Origin of the sequence: Exiguobacterium sp. s140, from assembly GCF_018617035.1 — a bacterium.
Taxonomy (GTDB): Bacteria; Bacillota; Bacilli; order Exiguobacteriales; family Exiguobacteriaceae; genus Exiguobacterium; species Exiguobacterium profundum.
Genome location: NZ_JACSJK010000001.1, coordinates 677,401 through 697,872 on the forward strand (window position 1 = coordinate 677,401; position 20,472 = coordinate 697,872).

Annotated in this window: 23 protein-coding genes, 1 other RNA gene, 1 pseudogene and 1 riboswitch; of the genes and pseudogenes, 14 read left to right on the forward strand and 11 right to left on the reverse strand. The window is 49.6% G+C overall.

Annotated features, from left to right (window positions below; genetic code table 11):
- Positions 1 to 29: 29 nt before the first annotated feature.
- Positions 30 to 1,091: a dual-specificity RNA methyltransferase RlmN gene (gene rlmN, locus KNO61_RS03500; RefSeq protein WP_214872603.1), complete on the forward strand. Its 1,062-nt coding sequence runs from the start codon at positions 30 to 32 to the stop codon at positions 1,089 to 1,091.
- A 37-nt stretch (positions 1,092 to 1,128) separates the two neighbouring features.
- Here rlmN and KNO61_RS03505 read toward each other — a convergent pair whose 3' ends face one another.
- Both KNO61_RS03505 and KNO61_RS17175 read right to left on the reverse strand, forming a co-directional pair.
- Positions 1,129 to 1,584 (reverse strand): class I SAM-dependent methyltransferase, encoded by a 456-nt coding sequence (locus KNO61_RS03505; RefSeq protein ID WP_370149521.1) that lies wholly within the window; start codon positions 1,582 to 1,584, stop codon positions 1,129 to 1,131.
- Entirely contained in the window at positions 1,559 to 1,723 is a 165-nt protein-coding gene (locus KNO61_RS17175) for a hypothetical protein (protein WP_251030808.1), read from the reverse strand. Before KNO61_RS17175 ends, KNO61_RS03505 begins: the two co-directional genes overlap by 26 nt.
- A 148-nt stretch (positions 1,724 to 1,871) precedes the next feature.
- Between KNO61_RS17175 and KNO61_RS03510 the strand changes: the two genes are divergently transcribed.
- From KNO61_RS03510 to KNO61_RS03540, 7 genes and pseudogenes are all read left to right on the forward strand, one after another.
- Entirely contained in the window at positions 1,872 to 2,753 is an 882-nt protein-coding gene (locus KNO61_RS03510; protein ID WP_078146974.1) for an SMP-30/gluconolactonase/LRE family protein, read from the forward strand.
- 12 nt (positions 2,754 to 2,765) lie between these two features.
- Positions 2,766 to 3,032 carry a hypothetical protein gene (locus KNO61_RS03515; RefSeq protein WP_078146973.1) on the forward strand — a complete coding sequence of 89 codons (267 nt, stop codon included), beginning with the start codon at positions 2,766 to 2,768 and terminating at the stop codon, positions 3,030 to 3,032.
- 112 nt (positions 3,033 to 3,144) lie between these two features.
- Positions 3,145 to 4,344, forward strand: a pseudogene (locus KNO61_RS03520) (GTP-binding protein).
- Positions 4,345 to 4,403: 59 nt separating this feature from the next.
- Positions 4,404 to 4,504, forward strand: a riboswitch (TPP riboswitch).
- Between the two features lie 83 nt (positions 4,505 to 4,587).
- Positions 4,588 to 5,178 carry a YkoF family thiamine/hydroxymethylpyrimidine-binding protein gene (locus KNO61_RS03525; protein ID WP_012726388.1) on the forward strand — a complete coding sequence of 197 codons (591 nt, stop codon included), beginning with the start codon at positions 4,588 to 4,590 and terminating at the stop codon, positions 5,176 to 5,178.
- Positions 5,171 to 5,746, forward strand: coding sequence for an ECF transporter S component (locus tag KNO61_RS03530; protein ID WP_012726387.1), 576 nt, complete (start codon positions 5,171 to 5,173; stop codon positions 5,744 to 5,746). Before KNO61_RS03525 ends, KNO61_RS03530 begins: the two co-directional genes overlap by 8 nt.
- Positions 5,712 to 7,082, forward strand: coding sequence for an ABC transporter ATP-binding protein (locus KNO61_RS17430; protein ID WP_270812234.1), 1,371 nt, complete (start codon positions 5,712 to 5,714; stop codon positions 7,080 to 7,082). The genes KNO61_RS03530 and KNO61_RS17430 overlap by 35 nt, the downstream gene beginning before the upstream one ends.
- Positions 7,064 to 7,798 carry an energy-coupling factor transporter transmembrane component T family protein gene (locus KNO61_RS03540; protein ID WP_214872605.1) on the forward strand — a complete coding sequence of 245 codons (735 nt, stop codon included), beginning with the start codon at positions 7,064 to 7,066 and terminating at the stop codon, positions 7,796 to 7,798. Before KNO61_RS17430 ends, KNO61_RS03540 begins: the two co-directional genes overlap by 19 nt.
- Positions 7,799 to 7,807: 9 nt before the next feature.
- On the opposite strand, the gene KNO61_RS03545 is transcribed toward KNO61_RS03540, so the two are convergent.
- Together KNO61_RS03545 and KNO61_RS03550 are read right to left on the reverse strand one after the other, a co-directional pair.
- Positions 7,808 to 8,395 (reverse strand): DUF1643 domain-containing protein, encoded by a 588-nt coding sequence (locus tag KNO61_RS03545; RefSeq protein WP_012726384.1) that lies wholly within the window; start codon positions 8,393 to 8,395, stop codon positions 7,808 to 7,810.
- Positions 8,396 to 8,423: 28 nt separating this feature from the next.
- Complete coding sequence (locus KNO61_RS03550) at positions 8,424 to 9,107, reverse strand: lytic transglycosylase domain-containing protein (protein ID WP_240499874.1); 684 nt, start codon at positions 9,105 to 9,107, stop codon at positions 8,424 to 8,426.
- 86 nt (positions 9,108 to 9,193) lie between these two features.
- Here KNO61_RS03550 and KNO61_RS03555 point away from each other — a divergent pair, with 86 nt between their 5' ends.
- A complete protein-coding gene (locus KNO61_RS03555) occupies positions 9,194 to 9,889 on the forward strand; it encodes a CPBP family intramembrane glutamic endopeptidase (RefSeq protein ID WP_214872607.1) in 696 nt (231 codons plus the stop codon).
- On the opposite strand, the gene KNO61_RS03560 is transcribed toward KNO61_RS03555, so the two are convergent.
- Positions 9,822 to 10,745, reverse strand: a complete 924-nt coding sequence (locus KNO61_RS03560; RefSeq protein WP_214872609.1) for an alpha/beta hydrolase — start codon at positions 10,743 to 10,745, stop codon at positions 9,822 to 9,824. The two genes, KNO61_RS03555 and KNO61_RS03560, sit on opposite strands and share 68 nt — an antisense overlap.
- Before the next feature lie 181 nt (positions 10,746 to 10,926).
- Here KNO61_RS03560 and KNO61_RS03565 point away from each other — a divergent pair, with 181 nt between their 5' ends.
- Positions 10,927 to 11,334: a hypothetical protein gene (locus KNO61_RS03565; protein ID WP_078146966.1), complete on the forward strand. Its 408-nt coding sequence runs from the start codon at positions 10,927 to 10,929 to the stop codon at positions 11,332 to 11,334.
- On the opposite strand, the gene KNO61_RS03570 is transcribed toward KNO61_RS03565, so the two are convergent.
- The 5 genes from KNO61_RS03570 to KNO61_RS03590 all read right to left on the reverse strand — a co-directional run bounded on the left by KNO61_RS03570 (position 11,285) and on the right by KNO61_RS03590 (position 16,014).
- Positions 11,285 to 11,962 (reverse strand): ABC transporter ATP-binding protein, encoded by a 678-nt coding sequence (locus tag KNO61_RS03570; RefSeq protein WP_078146965.1) that lies wholly within the window; start codon positions 11,960 to 11,962, stop codon positions 11,285 to 11,287. The genes KNO61_RS03565 and KNO61_RS03570 overlap by 50 nt on opposite strands.
- On the reverse strand, positions 11,959 to 12,972 hold the full coding sequence (locus KNO61_RS03575; protein ID WP_078146964.1) for an ABC transporter permease: 1,014 nt from the start codon (positions 12,970 to 12,972) through the stop codon (positions 11,959 to 11,961). The genes KNO61_RS03570 and KNO61_RS03575 overlap by 4 nt, the downstream gene beginning before the upstream one ends.
- A 68-nt stretch (positions 12,973 to 13,040) precedes the next feature.
- Positions 13,041 to 14,387 carry a sensor histidine kinase gene (locus KNO61_RS03580; protein WP_214872611.1) on the reverse strand — a complete coding sequence of 449 codons (1,347 nt, stop codon included), beginning with the start codon at positions 14,385 to 14,387 and terminating at the stop codon, positions 13,041 to 13,043.
- Complete coding sequence (locus KNO61_RS03585; protein ID WP_078146962.1) at positions 14,384 to 15,049, reverse strand: response regulator transcription factor; 666 nt, start codon at positions 15,047 to 15,049, stop codon at positions 14,384 to 14,386. The genes KNO61_RS03580 and KNO61_RS03585 overlap by 4 nt, the downstream gene beginning before the upstream one ends.
- A 77-nt stretch (positions 15,050 to 15,126) precedes the next feature.
- Positions 15,127 to 16,014: a hypothetical protein gene (locus KNO61_RS03590; RefSeq protein ID WP_078146961.1), complete on the reverse strand. Its 888-nt coding sequence runs from the start codon at positions 16,012 to 16,014 to the stop codon at positions 15,127 to 15,129.
- A gap of 171 nt (positions 16,015 to 16,185) precedes the next feature.
- Here KNO61_RS03590 and KNO61_RS03595 point away from each other — a divergent pair, with 171 nt between their 5' ends.
- Both KNO61_RS03595 and KNO61_RS03600 read left to right on the forward strand, forming a co-directional pair.
- Entirely contained in the window at positions 16,186 to 16,593 is a 408-nt protein-coding gene (locus tag KNO61_RS03595) for a hypothetical protein (protein ID WP_078146960.1), read from the forward strand.
- A gap of 94 nt (positions 16,594 to 16,687) precedes the next feature.
- Positions 16,688 to 18,136 carry a S8 family peptidase gene (locus tag KNO61_RS03600; protein ID WP_214872613.1) on the forward strand — a complete coding sequence of 483 codons (1,449 nt, stop codon included), beginning with the start codon at positions 16,688 to 16,690 and terminating at the stop codon, positions 18,134 to 18,136.
- Positions 18,137 to 18,180: 44 nt separating this feature from the next.
- On the opposite strand, the gene KNO61_RS03605 is transcribed toward KNO61_RS03600, so the two are convergent.
- On the reverse strand, positions 18,181 to 18,585 hold the full coding sequence (locus KNO61_RS03605) for a hypothetical protein (protein ID WP_078146958.1): 405 nt from the start codon (positions 18,583 to 18,585) through the stop codon (positions 18,181 to 18,183).
- Between the two features lie 120 nt (positions 18,586 to 18,705).
- On the opposite strand from KNO61_RS03605, the gene rnpB reads away from it, so the two are divergent.
- Together rnpB and KNO61_RS03615 are read left to right on the forward strand one after the other, a co-directional pair.
- An RNA gene (rnpB, locus tag KNO61_RS03610) (RNase P RNA component class B) lies at positions 18,706 to 19,073 on the forward strand.
- 124 nt (positions 19,074 to 19,197) lie between these two features.
- Positions 19,198 to 20,361 carry a THUMP domain-containing class I SAM-dependent RNA methyltransferase gene (locus KNO61_RS03615; protein ID WP_214872615.1) on the forward strand — a complete coding sequence of 388 codons (1,164 nt, stop codon included), beginning with the start codon at positions 19,198 to 19,200 and terminating at the stop codon, positions 20,359 to 20,361.
- Positions 20,362 to 20,472: the final 111 nt, after the last annotated feature.

A 20,472-nucleotide genomic window follows, 5' to 3' on the forward strand; every position in this document is an offset into this window, starting at 1 on the left:
TATGCGGATTAGAGAAAGGACAGATTACAATGAAATCATCTATATACGGGTTGACGTTCGATCAACTCACAAACGAGTGTACGGAAGCGGGATACGGTGCCTTCCACGCACGTCAAGTTTGGGACTCGCTCTACATCGACCGGGTCAAATCGATGGACGACCTCAACGTACGTGACGAGGTGCGCGATTACTTAACAGAAAAATATGTCATCTCGACACAAGAACTGTTCGTCAAACAAGAAGCGGGCGACGGGACGGTCAAATTCTTACTTAAATTACATGACGGGCACTACATCGAGACGGTGCTCATGCGTCACAAATACGGACGTTCGGTCTGTGTGACGACTCAGGTCGGTTGTAACATCGGCTGTAGCTTCTGTGCGAGCGGCTTGTTGAAAAAGACGCGTGACTTGACGGCGGGTGAGGTCGTCGAGCAGATCATGACCGTCCAACACTTCCTCGATGAAGAGGGTGAAGGGGACCGCGTCAGCCATATCGTCGTTATGGGAATCGGTGAACCGTTCGATAACTTCGAGAACTTGGTCGACTTCTTGCGTGTCGTCAAAGATGAGCGTGGACTTGCGATCGCTCCGCGTAAGATCAACGTGTCGACGAGTGGTCTCGCGGATAAGATCTACAAGTTCGCAGACCTTGATCTACGCATCAACTTGGCGCTCTCTCTACACGCGCCAAACGATGAATTACGTACTCGCATCATGAAAATCAACCGGGCGTTCCCGCTTGATAAACTCATGCCGTCGATTCGCTATTACGTCGAGAAGACGAACAAACGAATCACATTCGAATATATCCTGCTCTCGAAAGTGAACGATTTGCCGGAACATGCGGAAGAACTCGCCGACTTGATCGAAGACATCAAAGACAAGTCATACGTCAACTTGATTCCATATAACCCGGTCAACGAGCACATCCAATATGAGCGAAGCACGCCTGAGGACATCATGGCGTTCTACGACATCTTGAAAAAGCGTGGCGTCAACACTGGTGTCCGTCTCGAGCACGGGACAGACATCGATGCGGCATGTGGACAACTCCGCAGTAAGCATATGAACGTCGAAGGCGCGAAGTAAACAAATGGCCTCTCCGAATCTCGGGGAGGCCATTCGTTTATCGTTTTTGCCCGACGTATTGAATCACAGCGGATTCGCCGTGATGGAGCGTGCCTTCTTCTCGCCAGACGACCGTCTCATGTAAGACGAGCGGTACGAAATCGTCCCCTAGTTGGTGGAACATCTCTTCGGTGTAAAGGAATGAGGCGTCGTTTGGTCCACCTGTCCCGTAAGCGAGTTGATGTGTAGCGTAGACTTCACTCAGGAACAAACCACCAGGTCGAAGCGTTTGTTGAATACCCGTAAACACCTTTTCTCTGACGTGTGGAGGAAAGTGGCCAAAGATACAGATGACCATGTCATACGCCTTGTTTGGCCAATCGGCTTCATTCAAGTCGATCTGTTTCGTCTGAATGGACACGTTTCGTGACGTCGCCAAGCGTTTCGCTTTGTCGATCCCTGCTATAGAAACGTCCCATATCTCGACTTCAAAGCCGAGCGTGGCGAGCCACACCGCGTTTCGCGCCCTCCGCGATGGCCAATACACGTTTTCTTTCAGGTTGATGAGACGTGACCCATTCGCGTAAAAATTCGTTTGGCTCTGTCCCATACACATACTCTTCCGAACTAAATCGTTCATCCCATTTCGACAAGCCATTCACTCCCTCGCTACGTTTCTTTCACTATAGCAAAACGAACAGACGACGGTGAAAATCCATCACGATTTTCTGGATTCATGCATAGTCCCGATGCGAGAGGGGAATAGATTTCTGAACTAATGGATAGAGTGGAGGCTAAGTGATGGAGAAAGTAGATGCGTCGTTGTGGATTCGTGTACGAAATACGCTTGGTGAAGGTCCGTGTTGGGATGCTGAGTTAAAGCGGTTTTATTGGGTAGATATCGAAGATCATACATTGTGGTGGTATGATGAACGTGAGGATGAAATCTCGTCGTTTGAAGTCAGGAAACAAGTCGGTTTCGTTATTCCAAAAGTGACGGATGGCGTTGTCCTCGGCTTGAAGGATGGCATTTATGAATGGGATGAGATCAATCGGGACTTGAAGAAGATTGTCGAGTTGGATGATCCGGACGGTCAATTGCGGTTCAATGACGGAAAAGCCGATCCATACGGTCGAATTTTCGCCGGAACACTTCATCTCGAAGACAAAGAGAATCAAGCGACATTGTATCGTGTCGATCGGGATGGTACGACGACGACACTTATGGATGAGCTCACACTTTCGAACGGGTTGACGTGGTCTCCTGACCATTCCGTTTTTTATCATATCGATACACCGACTGAAACGATTCGCCAATATGATTTCGATTTGAAGGCGGGTACGTTATCAAATGGAAAGGTCGTCATCGATTTCGCGGACGAGGATGGCTTCCCAGACGGTATGACATCAGATACGGAAGGATGTTTATGGATTGCGCATTACGCCGGAAGCAAAGTATCTCGCTGGAATCCATCAACCGGTGAAAAGCTGTTAGAAGTTCACGTTCCTGCACCGAATGTCACATCCTGCGCCTTCATCGGGGATGGGCTCAATCGATTGGCCATCACGACGGCTCGTGAGGGGATGGATGAGGAAGCGTTAGCCGAATATCCGGATGCTGGATCGGTATTTATCATCGATACAGAGGTGAAAGGGATGCCGCTTTATCGCTTTGGGCGTTGAGGAGGACATGCAATGGTGAAACGACTGTTAGTTCGAGCGGGTATTGGGTTGGCAGTTGCGGCAGCGGTCAAGATGGGAATTCAAAAGTTGCAAGAAAATCGAGCGCGGGAAGAAGATCATTCTTATCTCGACCCGAAATGGGACGAGGTGCCGAGTGTCGATTCTGACAAGGACGTGGATGAGGTCGGGTTGACGCAACTCGACTCCATCTATCGGGCGGAGTGGCAAGCGAACGCCTATCCCCGCTCGGAAGCAGAACGAAAAGCGTTGGAAGAATAAAAGCATGTTTTTCAAAACACGTCCGTGTGGCGTGTTTTTTTTGTTGACAAATCGAATCAGTCGTTACAGTATATAAAAAGTAATGATTACGATTTAAAGGAGGTTCATCAATATGAAACGAATTCCAATTACCGTACTCTCGGGTTATCTGGGTAGCGGAAAGACGACACTGCTCAACCACATCTTACATAACCGGTAAGATAAAAAATATGCGGTCATCGTGAACGATATGAGCGAGTTGAACATCGATGAGAAATTGATTGAACAGGGTGGTTTCTCCCGTACCGATGAAAAATTAGTCGAACTCTCGAACGGGTGCATCTGTTGTACCCTACGTGAGGATTTGCTGACAGCGGTCTATGAGTTGACAAACGATCGTGACCTCGATGGCATCATCATCGAGTCTTCTGGGATTTCAGAACCGATTCCCGTTGCGCAGACGTTCACGTATGCCGATGATGCGCTCGGAATCGATTTGACGAGCCGTGTCTATATCGATGCGATGGTCACTGTCGTCGATGCGTACCGCTTCTTCAAAGATTTCAATTCTGGTGAATCGCTCATGGAACGTCAACAAGCCGTCGATACAGGTGACGTACGTGAAGTCGTCGACCTACTCGTCGATCAAGTCGAATTTGCGGATATCATCGTGTTGAATAAGGCAGACCGGGTGTCTGGAGCGGAACTGCAGGAGATGAAGGGGCTACTTAAGACACTCAACCCGAGCGCGCGATTATTGACTTCAACATACTCCGACGTAGCGTTAGACGATCTACTCGACGTCCAGTTGTTCGATTTCGATCAGGCGATGCGTGCGGCGGGATGGATTCAAGAACTTGAGGCAGAAGAACATACGCCGGAAACGGAGGAGTATGGCATCAGCTCGTTCGTCTACCGTCGTCGTCGACCGTTCCACCCTGAGCGCTTGATGAATTGGATGGAGCACTATCCTGAAGAAATCGTCCGTGCCAAAGGCTTCTTGTGGATCGCGTCACGGAACGACCTTGCCTGTCTCTTCTCCCAGGCCGGATACGCATCGACGCTCGAACATGCCGGTCGTTGGTTAGCGACCCTTCCCGAGAGTGAACGAGAGGCCATGTTCGTCTCAGAACCTGAGCTGCGTGAAGATTACATCGAGCCGTACGGAGACCGACAGAACGAATTGGTCCTTATCGGTCAACGGATGGACCGGGAGGCGGTCGAGCAATCACTTGACGCCTGCTTGTTGACGGATGAGGAGATGGTAGCGGAGTGGGATTCGTTCCATGACCCACTTCCTGGTACTGGCCAACTCGTCACCTATTCAGATTGACCGTTTACAAACTGACGAAACATCGCTATACTGTGACTGCATAAGTAACCGCATATCAATGACTGCACTAGGGGTGCTTCGGCTGAGATGTGAGCATGGCTCCGATCCCTTATAACTCGATCCAGGTAATACTGGCGTGAGGAAGTGCGGCACTTTCTCTATGCAAGTTTGTATAGATTTTGTTGCTGCATTCTCATGAATGCGGCTTTTTTTTATGCAAACACATATAGAGGGGGAGACAAGATGAATGAATCATGTGGCACGAGTCCGATTGTCGGATTTCGCTTCACGCTTAGCCCGATGACAGATGACTTTGTCGGGACGATCAAAGGGGCATTGAAAGGAACGAATATGACGGGTGTGTGGCGACATACGGATGACGTGTCGACCGTGATCCGAGGTCGCGCCGAGCACGTGTTCGACGTCGCACGGACCGTCTTAAGCCTGGCTTCGGAGGAAGGACGCCATGTCTCGATGAGCGGAACCTTCTCTGTCGGATGTCCGGGAGATTCGGCAGGGGATGAGGTGCTCGAGGCACCACCACAACCACTGAATGGAATTTCAAGAGAACAGTATGTCTCGTCACAGTTCGCGCTTTATCCGATGGGGGCGGAGAACTATATGGATCTCATCTATGATGAAATCGAGCAAGCGAAACAGGCGGGTGTCTATAATGACTCCATGCACTACGCGTCAGGCATTCATGGGAACTTGGATGATGTGTTCTCGTATTACGAGTCGGCGTTCAACCGGACACGCGAGAAGAATCGACACGTCGTCATGACGGTGACGTTCAGTGTGAACAGTCCGTCACATGGAGGACAACATGCTTAAATCGTGGAAATTGAAAGAGGTCGTCCTCGTCTCCGTATTGTCTGTCGTCTTTGCCGTCGTCTACTTATTGTTTGTTCATATCGGGAACTTATGGGCAGGGTTGATTGGACCGATCGCCTATGAATGGATCTTCGGTATCTGGTTCATCGTGTCAATCATCTCGGCGTATATCATTCGGAAGCCGGGTGCGGCCTTCATCTCGGAGGTGATGGCAGCGACGATTGAAATGTTGATTGGGAATGCGATCGGACCGCGCATCATCTTGGTCGGTATCGTCCAAGGTCTTGGGGCGGAAGCAGTCTTTGCGATGACAGGTTATCGTCGATACGAGCTTTGGGTTCTCATGCTTGCTGGATTTGGCTCGGCCGTCACGAGTTTCGTGTACACTTACTTCATGAGCGGATTTGCGATGCTCGAACCGGGATATGTAGCGACGATGTTCGGGCTGCGGGCGGTCAGTGGCATGGTCATCGCAGGAATCGGTGGGAAGTTGCTCAGTGACCTGTTGCTCAAGACGGGGTCGCTTCGTGGCTATGCGATTGCTCGGAGTGGGAACGTCCATGGTTGAGACAGGATCGCTTTCATTCCGATTCCCCGAAAGTCTGGACACCATCTTAAAAGATGTGACACTATCCATAAAACCTGGACGCACGATTTTGACAGGAGCGAGCGGAAGCGGGAAGTCGACCCTGCTCGCGCTGTTCAACCGTCTCTATCCAGAGAATTGTGATGGGATCCTGGAAGGCAAACTCGAACTACTGGGACGCTCACACGACGACTACGCACCAGGCGAGATCAATCAGCGGGTCGGGACGGTATTCCAAGACCCGGACACGCAGTTCGTGATGGAACGGGTGGAAGAGGAACTCGTCTTCACACTCGAAAATTTGCAGACGCCGGTCGAGGTCATCGATCAGCGCGTGACGGAGATTCTCGAGTCACTCCAACTGACCGATTACCGAAATCGTCACATCGATTCCTTGTCAGGAGGGGAGAAACAGCGGATCGCCGTCGCTTGCGCCATGGTCGGACAACCGGAATGGTTGCTTCTCGATGAGCCGTTGACACACCTTGACCCAGTGACCGCGAATCGATTCGTCGACTGGCTCGATCACTTGGACAACGTGAACGTCATCGTTGTCGAACATCGCGCGCACTTGTGGGGAGACTTTTTTGATTGGCACATCGAACTCGATCAAGGACGGATTGTACGGAACGAGCCGTTTCAACCGGTCGATGATTTTTCATTCACACGATCGTCATTACCACGACAAGCAGTCGAACACTATGTGGTCGACGAGGTGGAGCGTGACACATTTCGATTAAAAGGAGTGACCCTAACAGCTCGTATCGGGGAAGTGATTGCCATATTAGGACCAAATGGGAGTGGAAAGTCGACGTTATTACGAAGTTTGACGGAGTCTGACCGTCGGGTCGGACTCGTCCCTCAATCTCCGGAACACTTATTTTTCATGAACTCGGTCGAGCAAGAGCTACAGTTTGGTCATGAGGAATCGATCGATAACGTACTAGAGGAGCTATCCCTCGAGGATAAACGAGTCCTCCATCCACTGTCGCTCAGTCACGGTCAGAAGCGACGACTCGCCGTCGGGATTCAGTTACTATCTAACAAACAGTTGCTTGCCTTCGATGAACCGACGGCTGGCCAAGATGAACCGTCACTCCATGCACTAGAGATTTTGATGAAGCGGCATGCGGCAAAGGGACAGACGATCTTGTTCGTGACCCATGACTTATCGTTCGCCAATATCGCCCATACGTTCTATTTGATGAAGGACGGGGAACTCTCAGGACCATTCGGAGATGAGCTCTGGCAGGACACGGAGAGACTTCGTCATTATCGACTCACGGGAGGTCGAAAGCGATGTCACTCCATGATATGAATCCGACGATCAAGTTTGTGACGATGACGATCATCATGTTCGGTCTTGCCTTGTTTTATAACCCGTGGACCCCGCTCGTCATCATCGTCGGTACGTTGACGATTCAATTGCTGGCGACGGACGTGTCCTGGAAGAAGTGGAGCCTGTTTTTGATTCCTTTTCTCGTCACGGCGCTCGGGACGTTTTGGACGACGCTCGTGTTTGGGAAGGAGCTCGGGGGAGAGACGTGGGTGACGCTTCTCGGTCAAGGCATTTCAAAAGAAGAGGCACGTATCGCCATGTCTCTTAGTCTACGTGTGTTGGCATTCACCGTACTGTCGCTCCTCTTTATGTTGACGACCGATTCGAAACGTTTCGTCATGAGTTTGATGCAACAGGCAAGGCTTTCTCCGACGATTGCCTATAGTGCGCTCGTCGGATTCCGCTTCCTTCCGTTAATGCATCGGGAGATGCATCAGCTACAATACGCGCATCGTCTTCGCGGCGTTCCGCTCGATACGAAATGGGAACGGATTCGACATGTACCGAAACTCCTTCTCCCGCTGTTGGCAGGTTCGATCCGACGTGCGGAACGGGTCGCCTTCTCTATGGAGGCGAGGGGGTTCACGAGTGGGAAACGGACCGTCTATGAGCGGATTGACGTCAAACCGTCCGATTACATATGGTCCGGTATATTCTTCACACTGTTCGGTCTTTCCATTTGGATTGGCATATGAAAAGACGACTCACGGAGAGTCGTCTTTTTTCGTTTCTTTCACGATGCGAAACTTCGGTTTGACCGATTCGTTGTTGAACGCCTCGAGAACGGTATTCTCGTTTGCCATTCGAATCTGTTGTGGCTCGCCTTTTGCTGTCGTACCGATGCAATACATGTTCGCTTCATAATCCGCAAAGAGCGATTTGTAAGATGTCGCGTGGTGCATCAAGCGACCTGGAGACCCCCAACCGACGATGATCATCCCGCCGCTTGCTTCCACCTCTTGTAACGTCTCTTCGACGTAATGGTAGTTCGTCTCATCGAGTTGAGACTCCACGTATGGAAGGTTGTCATTGATGGCGAGTGTCGGGACGAGACTGATGACCCGCATTTCTCGAATCGGTTGTGACAAATGATTTTGCATCAACATATAAGCACGCTGTGTCGTCGTGCCAGACAAAAAGGCATCGCTCATCCGCGGCGAGTAAATAATGACGGCGCAGATGACGCCATCCTCCACATCGGTGAACTCATACGTTCGCATATAGCGTTTCGTTTTATCTTCATTGAAGATTGATTTGACGCGGATGGTTACTTCTTCTACATGCGTGTTCATTTCCATTCCTCACTTTTTCATGTAAGCATCAGCCGAGCGATTTAAACCACTCGATATATCGAATCGTGTAATAAGCAACTCGTTGACTAAGCGTATCACGCTCATCCGGCATGAACGTCACGCTTGATTCATAGTTCTCGAAGTACGTCATGACATCATTGACATATTGCTCACTTCGATTGTATTCGAAGATAGCGTTTCGGACGGATGTGACTGAATCTGTTTTTTTTCCACCGTGTTCACTTAAATAATACGCCGCCGTGTGCGCAGAATCAACTAGACTGTGTGGGTCAGCTTTTCCATCGCCGTTTCCGTCGCGACCGAGTCCACCATACTGCTCAATCAAGGCAAGGTCCGTCAAATCTACTTCGTCTTCTGGGACATCGCCTTTTTGGTCATCGGTGTCATATTCCCAACCGAGCCAAGTGCGGGGCATGAATTGAAATGGTCCAATCGCACCGACAGACGAACGCATCGAAGAACTGTGCGAGAAGATGGTCTCTACCCGATGAACGGCAGCCAGTAGGCGCCAGTCCACGTCATACGTGTCAGCAGCGTCTTGATAGACGGCCAGATGCGTGTTCGGGACACCGTTCTCTCCATAATAGGTTCGATACAATCCATTGTTCACTTTATCATGTTGACCGAGCCAGCCGACTGCCCCGAGCAAAAGCACGAGCACAATGATGAAACCGGTCAGTCGCAGCATCATACGTTTCAAGATACCGCCTCCTAGCTTTTAGACAATACCCGAATAGTGTAGCATATAGCTAAGAGGAAGGACAGGAGTGGATATGGATGCTCGAACGTTTGATTTTTACAGCCATCATCGGCTACATGCTGATCGTTCAGATCTTTAATGCCAAATTGATTCGTCCCTTGATTGAAACGAGAGGACGGGCATGGGTGTACGAACAAACCGTGAAGTCGGCATGGGGACTGACCTTGTTGATTGTCGCCCTCATCTTTTTATTTCAAGTACCGTCAGCAGAAGTTGGATTGACATTCGCACCAGAAGCGGGGAACGAACAGGCTTGGCAAGTCTTTTACTTGTCATGCATCCTAGTCACCGTGACACTCGTCTTTTATCTCTTGGTCAAAACTTCAGCACGTCTCCGACATGTGTTACGCCCTTACTATGAGCTCGATTTAGAGAAGTTGCTACTACCCCGGACAAAAGCAGAAGAACAGGCGTGGAACGCCGTCTCGGTCACGGCTGGCGTGACCGAGGAATTCATATTCAGAGGTGTCCTGCTATACACGATTTCCCTCTATATCGAGGTGCCAGATGTGACTCTCGCCCTAATCGGGGGCGCCCTTTTCGGCGTGGCCCACGCCTATCAAGGGATAAAGGGAGTATTTACGACAGGGATTGTTGGATTCGGATTAGGCATCCTCTATTTAGGGATGGGAGTCCTTTGGCCGGTCATGGTGTTACATGTACTTCTAGATTTGATTGCCGGTCCAATCCATGTCGATGCAAAAAGCGAGTGACCGCCTCCTCATAGGCGAGAGCGTCCTTGATCATGCAATCGGTATGTTCTGCCCCATCAATTAACAACAAATCGTTCTTTCGGTTCAAGGCATTCATTTCGACCGACATCCACGTCGGCACGAAATCATCTTTTGAACCATGCACGAATAGGATTGGGGTCGTCGTTTCCGTGACGGCCTTTTTCGGTTGGACTTGTCGCATCGTGAAGCCGGCACGAGACCAAAGGAAATAGTCGATTCCTGGTAAAATGAGTTCGGCTGGGATGTGGTGTAACTCTCTCAGTTGATAACGCATCAATTGTTTCATATCGTCAAACGGACATTCAGCGATGACGAAGTCGACGTCTGTGAGCGGAGTCGTCTGCAAGACGGTGGCCGCTCCCATTGAGACGCCGTGAAGCCCGACTTGATCGACTGTTTCCTCTTTCTTCAACCAGTCCACCCAGTCGATCATATCGACTTTTTCATGGAAACCGTATGAGGCATAAATCCCTTCAGACTCCCCGTGTGAGCGCAAGTCGACGGCAAGCAGGTTGTAGCCGAGTCGATGGAACATGGCGAGGTGAGGGGCCATGAAACTATGTGATGCGGTATATCCATGTACGAACACAATCCACTTTGTTGACCCTTCATTCCGATAGATACGCCCGTAGAGGCGAAAGTCATCACGCGATTGAATCGAGACATGCTCGAACGGTACGTCATGATAAAAGGTGCGATCTTCGTCCGTATATGGAGCGAGTAACATCTCCGGAGTCTTTCGTTTGCCTCGCGTCATTCGTTTGAAGGCATAGTAGCTGATTGCGTAATAACCTGTGAAAAGTGATGCTAATCCAATTTTCCATTTTCGTTGCATTGATACCGACTCCTTTCAACGTTATTGTACCCGAAACGACTCGATACGGTCCTGTTTTCTTACATAAGGGGAGGGCATACGTAACATAAGCAGGTGAATTAGATGAATGACGGCACATCGAAAGATTAGGTAGAGAACGGTATGATGAAGTGACAATAGCAGGAGGGCGGGGGGCATCTACATGGAGAGGTCAGAGATTTATCGAATGATTCAAAGGGTGTTGAGCGACAGAGAGGGAACGCTTGAGCGAGGAGTAACGTTCTCGTGGACACTTGAAGGTGATGAACGGATTGTCGGACTCGTATTTGATGTTATACTCGACCGGTATTTTCTATACAACAAAACAAGCCTCCTCACCGAGGTGCAAGAGATTGCGCGTCTAGTCGAGTGTCGACCAGAGGAAATCGTCCGCGCTTTCTCCTGTCTCTCGGGGATTCGACTCGAATCGAATCATATCATCGAACGACTGATGACCATCGAAGAGGCGACCATTTTAGAAAATGGATCAATCCGTGTTGCCATTCGCTTTGGAGGATGGCTCACTCATCAGCTGCATCAAATTGGTTGTGATGCCCTTCTCCCTTGTTGAGCTCGGTCAAGGTACCGTCAATCACGCGAAGGACACGATCACACACATCGAGCATGCGTTCATCATGTGTGATGACGACGACACGTCTTCCTTCCTCATGCGCTTGTTTGGCCAAGAGTTCCATTACAAGACGTCCATTCTCATAATCCAAACTCGCCGTCGGTTCATCTGCCAAAATGAGTTGCGGGGAGTTGATGAGGGCCCTAGCGACGGCCACGCGTTGCTTTTCACCTCCTGACAAGGTCGCCGGGAGATGGTGCAGACGGTGCCCTAAGCCGAGGTCGATCAACAGTTGCTTCGCATCCAACTTTTTCTTCTCTTGAATCAGCTCTAGTTGTTCGAGCACCGTCAAGTAGGGAATGAGGTGGGCCTGTTGAAACACGAACCCAACTTCATGCAGGCGTAACAGACGACGTTGTTCCTCATCTAATTCGAATACGTCTCGCTCGTTCATCAAAAATGCTCCTTGATCCGGTTTTCGCAACAGACCGAGGATGTATAACAACGTACTCTTCCCGCTACCGCTCGGACCGACGATGGCGACGCATTCCCCCGGTGAGACATGTAACTCGATGTCATTCAATACGAGCTGACCGTCAAACTGATGTGATACATGGCTTAACCTCATGATGCTTTCCCTCCTATGATTTCAATTGCGTCGACTTGACGGAGTTTCCATAACGGCAACAACGCACCAAGAACAGATAAGAAGATGAACATGGATCCGAATAGCGCGACATGACCGAAGTCGACGAGAAACGGCAATGATGATGGAATCAACGCATCGACGACGTACATGACCTCGATCGATGTGGCGACTGCCGCCGACACGATGACGATGACCTGAAAGAGCAGTGCCCGTCCGATGATACGTGGGGAGAGGCCGATTGCCTTCAGAATTCCGAGCTCAGGTAACTTTTGAAGCGTGAACAAATAAAAGAACGCGGTCAAAATAAACGTTCCGATCACGAGCAGAAAGGCACGCATCATAGTGAATGTGCTCTGTTCGGCACTATATCCAGGAACCGACTCAATCAAATCTTGTTGACTCATGACGAGCGCATCGGACATCGTGGATTCCGTTCCAATCTCAGCAGATACATATGGACGTTGTTCGGATTGATTCAAATAATCAAACCACGTCTCGTTCGTCGTGTAAATCACTGGTCCATGACTGTAGCGTCCAGGCGCCTCACCGGCGATCGTAAAACGATATTCGGACGCAAAGTCGGTCAACGTGTCACCTGTTCCAAGCTGTTCTGAGAGACTTGGGTCAAACAAGACTTCACCTGTTTCTAGATAAGTACCTGGGCCAATATTACTTCCACTTGGAAGGGCGAATAGCGTGACCTCTTCTTTTTTTCCATCAATCGTGACCGTGAGCTGTCGGACGCTCATCGTTTCGTTTGAAGTATCCGCTTTGACGTCTATAAACGATCGTGTCAATTGACCTTCTGAGTCCGGATCAAGTTGATACGTCGTAGCATTCAATTCGTGCAACGCAGAACCGTTATCATATGCGAGGCCGTCTGCTAGCCCTGTAATGAGTGTCGTCAACATGACAATCAAAAATGTGATCACGAACAACATGGAGAACTTTCTTTTCTGTCTCCACATCTCTTTCCAACCTAACTGCATAAAAAAACCTCCTTCAAGTGCTGATGAAGGAAGTGTACGCAACCAATATGAACAGAATATGAACGACATCAAAAATGTAGATGGATCGTGGTGCCGATTCCAAGGCTAGACTCGATTGTGATGTTTCCGCCATGTAGGTCGATGATATCTGAGGTGATGGCGAGACCGAGACCTGTCCCTTGACTCGTTCGAGCCGTGTCTCCGCGATAGAAGCGGTCGAAGAGGTGCTCTTTTGTCTCGTCATCCATCCCAATCCCTTCATCTGTAACCGAGATGACGACACCCGGATCAACGGAACAGGTGATGTGGATGGTGCCTCCATCACGTGAGGCATGGACGGCGTTCACCAATACGTTGTTCCAAACTTGTGCGAGTAGAACCGGGTCACTCTTCAAGACTACGTCTTGTGGGATGTCAGTAACGACGGCAATCCCTTTTTGATCAAGAATGAATGCGTTCATTTGAATGACTTCGGATACCGATTGAAGCACATTCACGTTCGTCTCGAGAATCGGTGGATTTTCATCCAATCGTGATAAAAGCAGCAGTTGTTTCGTCAATTGGGATAGACGCTTCGTCTCCTGTTCGATGACACGCGCATATTCCTTCGATTCTCCTTTCGTTCCGTCAGCCAATTTTTCTGCATAGCCAACTAGGGAAGTCAACGGAGATTGGAATTCATGGGAGACATTCGAAACGAATCGTCTTTGTCTCGCTTCTGTCCGATTGATCTCGTTCGACATGTGTTGAAATTGTCGTGCCAACGTCCCAATCTCATCTTGACGCTCGACGGGGAGATGTTCCGGAGCTTTACGCATGGCGACGGATGTGGTCGCTTTCGTGAGCGTCTGCAATGGGCGGACCAAGGACCTTGTCGAAATGGCGATCAAGCCAAATGCCAAGAGGGTCACGAGTGCGAAAAATAGACCGACGAACAGATGTAACTCACGGATTTGGGCACTCAAGTCCGGACGGATAAAAATGACGTCTCCGTTTTCAAGTGTAAATCCATATGTGTTCGTCAATTCATTATCGAACAATCCGAGCAAGAAGAGATGAAACGGAAAGTCACGCATTCCCTGATAGGGAGCTCCGTTCCGTACGGACTGAATCACCGCGTCAGATATGGTCTCGTCTCGAAATGCACCGCCAAAGCGTCGACGTTCGTCTGCGGAGTCCACGACGACCAGTTGGTATCCGGTCGCGGCTAAAAAGGTATAGAAGGCATCATAGTCTAAATCGGTATGGTTCTCGACATACGACTCCGCCATTTTGGCGACCCGTTCCGTCTTCTCGCTATAGGAAGGTTGCCACCACGTATAATAAGCCACATTGCTGATCAACAGAGAGATGGCTCCGGATAGAAGTAAAATCAGGAACATCGTGACGATGATTCGCGTGTAGAGTGTCTTCATCCGTTCACCTCGAGTGCGTATCCGACACCTCGTACCGTTCGAATTGTCAGAGCAGGGTGATCGAACCGATTACGAAGTCGCTTGATATGCACATCAACCGTTCGCTCATCCCCCTCGAAATCAAATCCCCACACCAACTCGATCAACTCCTCACGACGATACACTCTTCCCGGAAAAGAGGCGAGTTGAAATAATAGCTCGAACTCTTTTTTAGGAAGATAGAACAGCTGCCCTTCAAGCGTCACCTCGTACTCTCTTAAATCGAGTCGAAGAGGACCGGCTTGAATTTGTGAAGCGGCCGAGCGTTGATAACGCCGCGAGACGGCTTGCAATCGGAACAATAACTCTTCAGGGATGAAAGGTTTGGTTACATAGTCGTCTGCCCCATGCTCGAACCCTTGGCGCTTATCCTCCCATTCATCGAGAGCGGTTAGTAGGATGACGGGTATATCAAGAGTCGCCTTGAGTCGTCGACACAACTCACGACCGTCAAGCCCTGGGAGCATGATGTCGACGATTGCGGCATCGATTGGTTGCGTTGTAAAACGTTCTTCGCCTGTGTTCCCATCCGTCGCCGTCAACACCTCATGACCCGCATCCTCGAACGTCTCCTTCACAAGGCGTAAAATGGATGGGTCGTCTTCTACGATGAGTATACGCATATCGGTCGTTCCTTTCCAAAATAGGTTCGACACGAAACGAGGTGACCCATGCGGAGTCACCTCGAGTCGTATCAGCTTTATTGTTTCGTCATCTCTTGATGAAGGGCACGGAGGGCGCGGATGAACGCATCCTTAAAATATTTGTCTTCTTGTGTCTCTAATGTTTGGATGGCCTTTTGGTCACCGTTACTCGCTTTGACGAGAAGATTCACGACTGTTCCCCAGCGTTTCACATGTTCTGGGCGAGGGTGGTTCAACGCGGTCGTCAACGTGAACCAATACGGTTGATCGCGTCGCTGTAACGTGCCGATCATCTGTTTGGCAAGGAGTGCTTCTTCTTCAGAAGGGATTGTTGCCGTGGCGAACCAACCGAGCATCGAGGCGCTCATCGATTCAAGTTCTTGTTTCATTGCAGGTTCGATTGGCATCCGTCCGAAGTCTGTCACGTTAACAAATACCAATCGGTCTTTCGGGTCGATATGTGTGATCCATCCTGACACTGACTTCAGCTTTTCACGTTCTTTTGACTGGGCTTTACACGTGTACCCTTGAAGTTTTCCGATGTAGATGCGGAATTGTCCACGGTCGACATGTTTGTCCACCTTGAACTCGATTTCTTGTCCTGCTTGAAACGGTTGATTCCGTTTATTCAACGTCTGACCCTTTTTCAATTCGGGTCGCTTGGAGATATGACGCAGTGCTTCTTGTTCAGTCCTATCATCCAATGTCCAGAGGTTGTGAGGGGTCACGTTTTTGAAGCGATGACGCCGGACGTAGATGTATTGGTCGAGTGCGTCGATCGCGTCTGCGGAAGTGGCAGTTCCATTCAAATAGTCATCAGCGATGTCACGTAAGGTGAGGGATTCGAGACGGTCGATATGTCCTGAATATGGGACGCTTCCGACAACAAATAACGCGGTCGCAATCAACTCACTTTCTCGAGGGGTCAGCGGTCGTTTGGCCATGGTGCACTTCCTCTCTCTCAATTCATATGATTAGTATAACAAAAACAGTTCGACCGTTGTGAACTCAACTGCGATTTGGAAAAAAATGAGGAATGGACAGGATTCCCACCATTTATCTCGAATAATGACTTGTAGAGAATCGGATGAAGGTATGAAAAGTGAGGTGAGGCGATGAAGCTCTCCATTGAACCAGGGGATTATGTCGTATTGATTGAAATCAATAAAGAAGTACTCAAATGTGCCTCCCTCGAGGAAGCCAATCAGGCAGATCGCTTGCGATATGAGCTCGTCGGTCGGATGAGCGAACGCTTGCCGGCAGAAGTCATCGTTCCGTCCATCATCGATTACATCCGCTTCGGAAGCGGATATATCGGAGATCGTATCGTCTGGGACGCCGAAACCGAGTCTTTTTTTTGCCAGCAGTTTGAGACCATTGACGGCTCCCCGCTCGGAGAGGACTTAGAAGGATTTCGTCCCGACCCAAGTCGGGTGGAACTGGCGCGCTACTATACGTACTTGACGATTGGACGGATTGTCGAGTTTGATATGTTACATCCGGATGAGCCAAGCTATTGGTGAATTTGTCGACAACTTTTTATTCAAAAAAAGGGAAATCTAATCCAAAGTTTGAGATAATGGAGTCACTTTATCAGTTTGGAATGGAGCGGAAGGAATGAAAAAGATTGCCCTTTTGACAGCGATTGCCCTTTTACTGCCGGTCGGAGTAGATGCTGCAAAGCCAGTCATCCTTAAGAAACATGGCTACGTCGTTTCAGAACCACAAGTCACGAGTCAATATTATGTGAAGCAAATCGGTACGGATTTGGCCTGGAGTAAGACGAGAGGCGCAAGTGATATCGTTGTGGCGCTGATTGACTCGTCAGCTGACCGGAACCATACGGATTTGAAGAACGTTCCTCGTGTCGTCAATTCCATGAAAGGTCCGTATACTGCGGATATTCACGGTACGCATACCGCCGGAATCATGGCCGGGAAACATAACCGCTTTGGGATTGCAGGACTCGCGCCGAACGTCCGCTACCACTTCTATAATGTGTTTTACGGGGTGAATAAAGATAAAACGGACTCTTGGACGGTCGCTAATGCCGTGGATACGGCTGTGGCGAAAGGGGCGAACATCATCAACCTCTCGCTTGGTGGGGATGATTATGATAGTCGTTTGGCCGCATCAATCAAACGGGCAAGGGCAAAAGGGGTCATTATCGTCGCATCATCTGGAAATGATCGAAAACAGACGATCAATTTTCCTGCAAACATGAAAGAAGTAATCGCGGTCGGTGCAATCGATTCTAGACATCGTCTCGCGAGCTTTAGCAATATGGACGATCGCGTCAAAATCGTGGCGCCAGGTGTGAACATCCTCTCGCTCGGGGTCAACAACCGCTTTATCTATATGGATGGGACGTCGATGGCGGCACCGATGGTCACGGCGAGCCTCGCGCTCGTCAAATCGATCAACCCTTATTTGACACCGGGTGAGATCGACCAGTTAATTGCGAAGATGCCTCGAGCGTCCGGCAAGTCCTATACGGAATTGAATACAATGAAACTATTAGAAGCGACGGCTCGCCCGATTCACATCTCTGCCCCTTCGGTGTGGAAGAGTCGATACGTGAATGATGTCAAGTTAAGTGTCATGAACCATTCGAACTTGAAATCCTCGTTCACACTGTATCAAGGGAACAAGAAAGTCAAGACGCTCACACCAAATCGGTCGTTCACGATGTATTCGAGCGGGGATTGGCTACCGAGCGGACAATATCGCATCGTCGGTCAAGTCACGGATGGAAAACATAAGCGCTACACGAGCCGAACGATTGATTATGTCAACACGTTGAAGACGGCAGTGTCTGTGAAGGTATCGGAAGAAGGGACGTTCTCGATTCACACGACACGAAAAGGCCCGGTCACGGTACTTGATTCAAATGGGAAGGTCTTATACGAAGCGCTCCACATCGCTGGGACATTCCCGGTAAGAGGGGATACGGCGGAAAAGTTGACCGTAATTCTGAAGCCGACGGACCTTCGCGAAAAAGTGGTGACGACATCTTTTGAGCCACCAATCATCGAAGACGAGCCTCCGGTCACAGAGACCTTGTAAGATAAAAAGCCGCCTGCTCCTAACGGAGAGACGGCTTTTTCTATTTAATCGATGGTGATGGCTTCTCCACACCAACGGATACTCGCTTCTAATACGTTCCCTTGGTCATCAATATGCTCGAAACTGAGTTTCCCATCTCGGATGATTTCGCAAAGGCCGACTCGGATGCGGTCGCTCCAAGCACGACGCGTCTCATGCGTTTCATCGAATACTGGAATGGCATCCGGGAAACGCTCCTCGAGGTGTGCTAAATTGTGATGGTCAAAATGATAAGGTCGTTTCGAGAGTTCGTTCGGTGCCTTGATATCGAACGGTTCAAACCCTCGGACGAGACGATTATTTCGGTAGAAGGCGAACACGCCGTTGTTCGGGTGGAGCACTTTAATGTCATCGATTTCTATTACATAAGTCAGACGTTGAATCCAACCGTTTTTTGCATCCTGATGCATCAAAATCCCTCCTTATTCAATGAACACGCCTTATTTTAGCGCTGACTGAACGTAAAATCAAGTTTCGAATTTAAGTTGTCAACCGTTCAAATTTCAGCTACAATGGTTGAAGTGACTATGAGGTCTGGACAATCGCGGGACGCAAGTCTTGAGGAAAGTCCATGCTCGCACAGCCTGTGATGGCTGTAGTGATCGTGCTACACGAAACGATAAGTGTAGGCAACGCAAGTTGACGGCAGAAGAAACACCTAAGTCCTCGGATATGGTGTACGCTTCTTGAAAGTGCCACAGTGACGGAGTCTGATCGGAAACGTTCAGAGTGGAACGAGGTAAACCCCACGAGCGAGAAACCCAAACTATGGTAGGGGAACTTCCAGACCGGAATCGAACGGGACGGAGGGCGCCGATGTGCGCAGATAGATGATTGTCACTCCATCGTGCCAGGGAGACCGCTATGAGCACCGGAGTACAGAACATGGCTTACAGGACAACATAGTCTCAACTGACAACGACAAGGAGTTCAAGCACATATACTTGAGCTCCTTTTTTCATGATTTTTTTACAACTTACAAAATGACTGAAAGATATTTATGTAGAAGGAAGGCGATTTAGATGGCAAAACGTAAACTGATTGCGACGGCAGCGATGGGAATCGAGGCACTTGTGGCAAAAGAAGTAAGGGATTTAGGATACACGTGCGAAGTCGAGAACGGACGGATTTATATCGACGCGGAAATGGAAGACATCCCACGTTTGAACATGTGGTTGCGGACAGCAGACCGGGTCAAACTCGTCGTTGCCGTGTTCAAGGCGACAACGTTTACAGAATTGTTTGACGGGGTCGTAGCGTTACCATGGACCAACCTCATGCCGTGGGACGCGGCGTTCACGGTCGACGGACGCTCGGTCAAATCGAAGCTGTTCTCGATTCGTGACTGTCAGAAGATTACGGAGAAGGCGATTGTTGAAGCGATGCAACGCGGCTATCGTAAAGAGGGAGAATGGTTGCTGAAGTCAGGCGCGAAATTCCCAATCGAAGTCGCCCTATTGAAAGATGTGGCGACCATCACGATCGACACGTCCGGTCCGCTCCATCGTCGTGGCTACCGTGAGCTTCATTCGCAAGCTCCACTCAAAGAGACGATGGCAGCGGCGATGATTCAATTGACAAACTGGCGTCCGGACATGCCGTTTTATGACGTATTTACAGGTTCAGGGACGCTCGCCATCGAGGCGGCGATGATTGGACGAAATATCGCGCCGGGTATCAACCGTGATTACTTCGCTCAAGATTGGACATGCATCCCAAAAAAAGCTTGGTATGCGGCAATTAATGAAGCGAATGAGAAGGCGGAGTGGGATAAACCGCTAAAAATCTATGGAATCGACCTCGATCCGCGGATGGTCAAACTCGCAAAAGACAATGCGGAACTCGCTGACGTCCGCGATGCGATCACGTTCGTCCATAGTGACGCAGCCGCACTGAAGCCGAAAGAAGAGTACGGAGTCATCATCGGTAACCCTCCGTATGGGGAACGACTTCAGTCAGAAGAAGAGATCATCGACTTGTATGAGCGAATCGGAGAACAATATTCGAAATACCCTGGTTACAGCGTCTACATGTTGACGAGTTATGAAGACTTCGAGAAGGCATACGGACGCCCTGCGACGAAGCGTCGGAAGTTGTACAACGGAAATATCGAAACGCAATATTATCAATACTTCGGAAAGCGCCGTCCACGTCCGGACCGTGACGAGAAACCGAAATCAGAATAATGAATCCATGACCGTTCAACTGAGCGGTCATTTTCTATTTTATTAGAGCAAACTCACTTGTTTCATCATCCGTCTAACAGGTTATACATAACATATGTATAATTAGAGGGG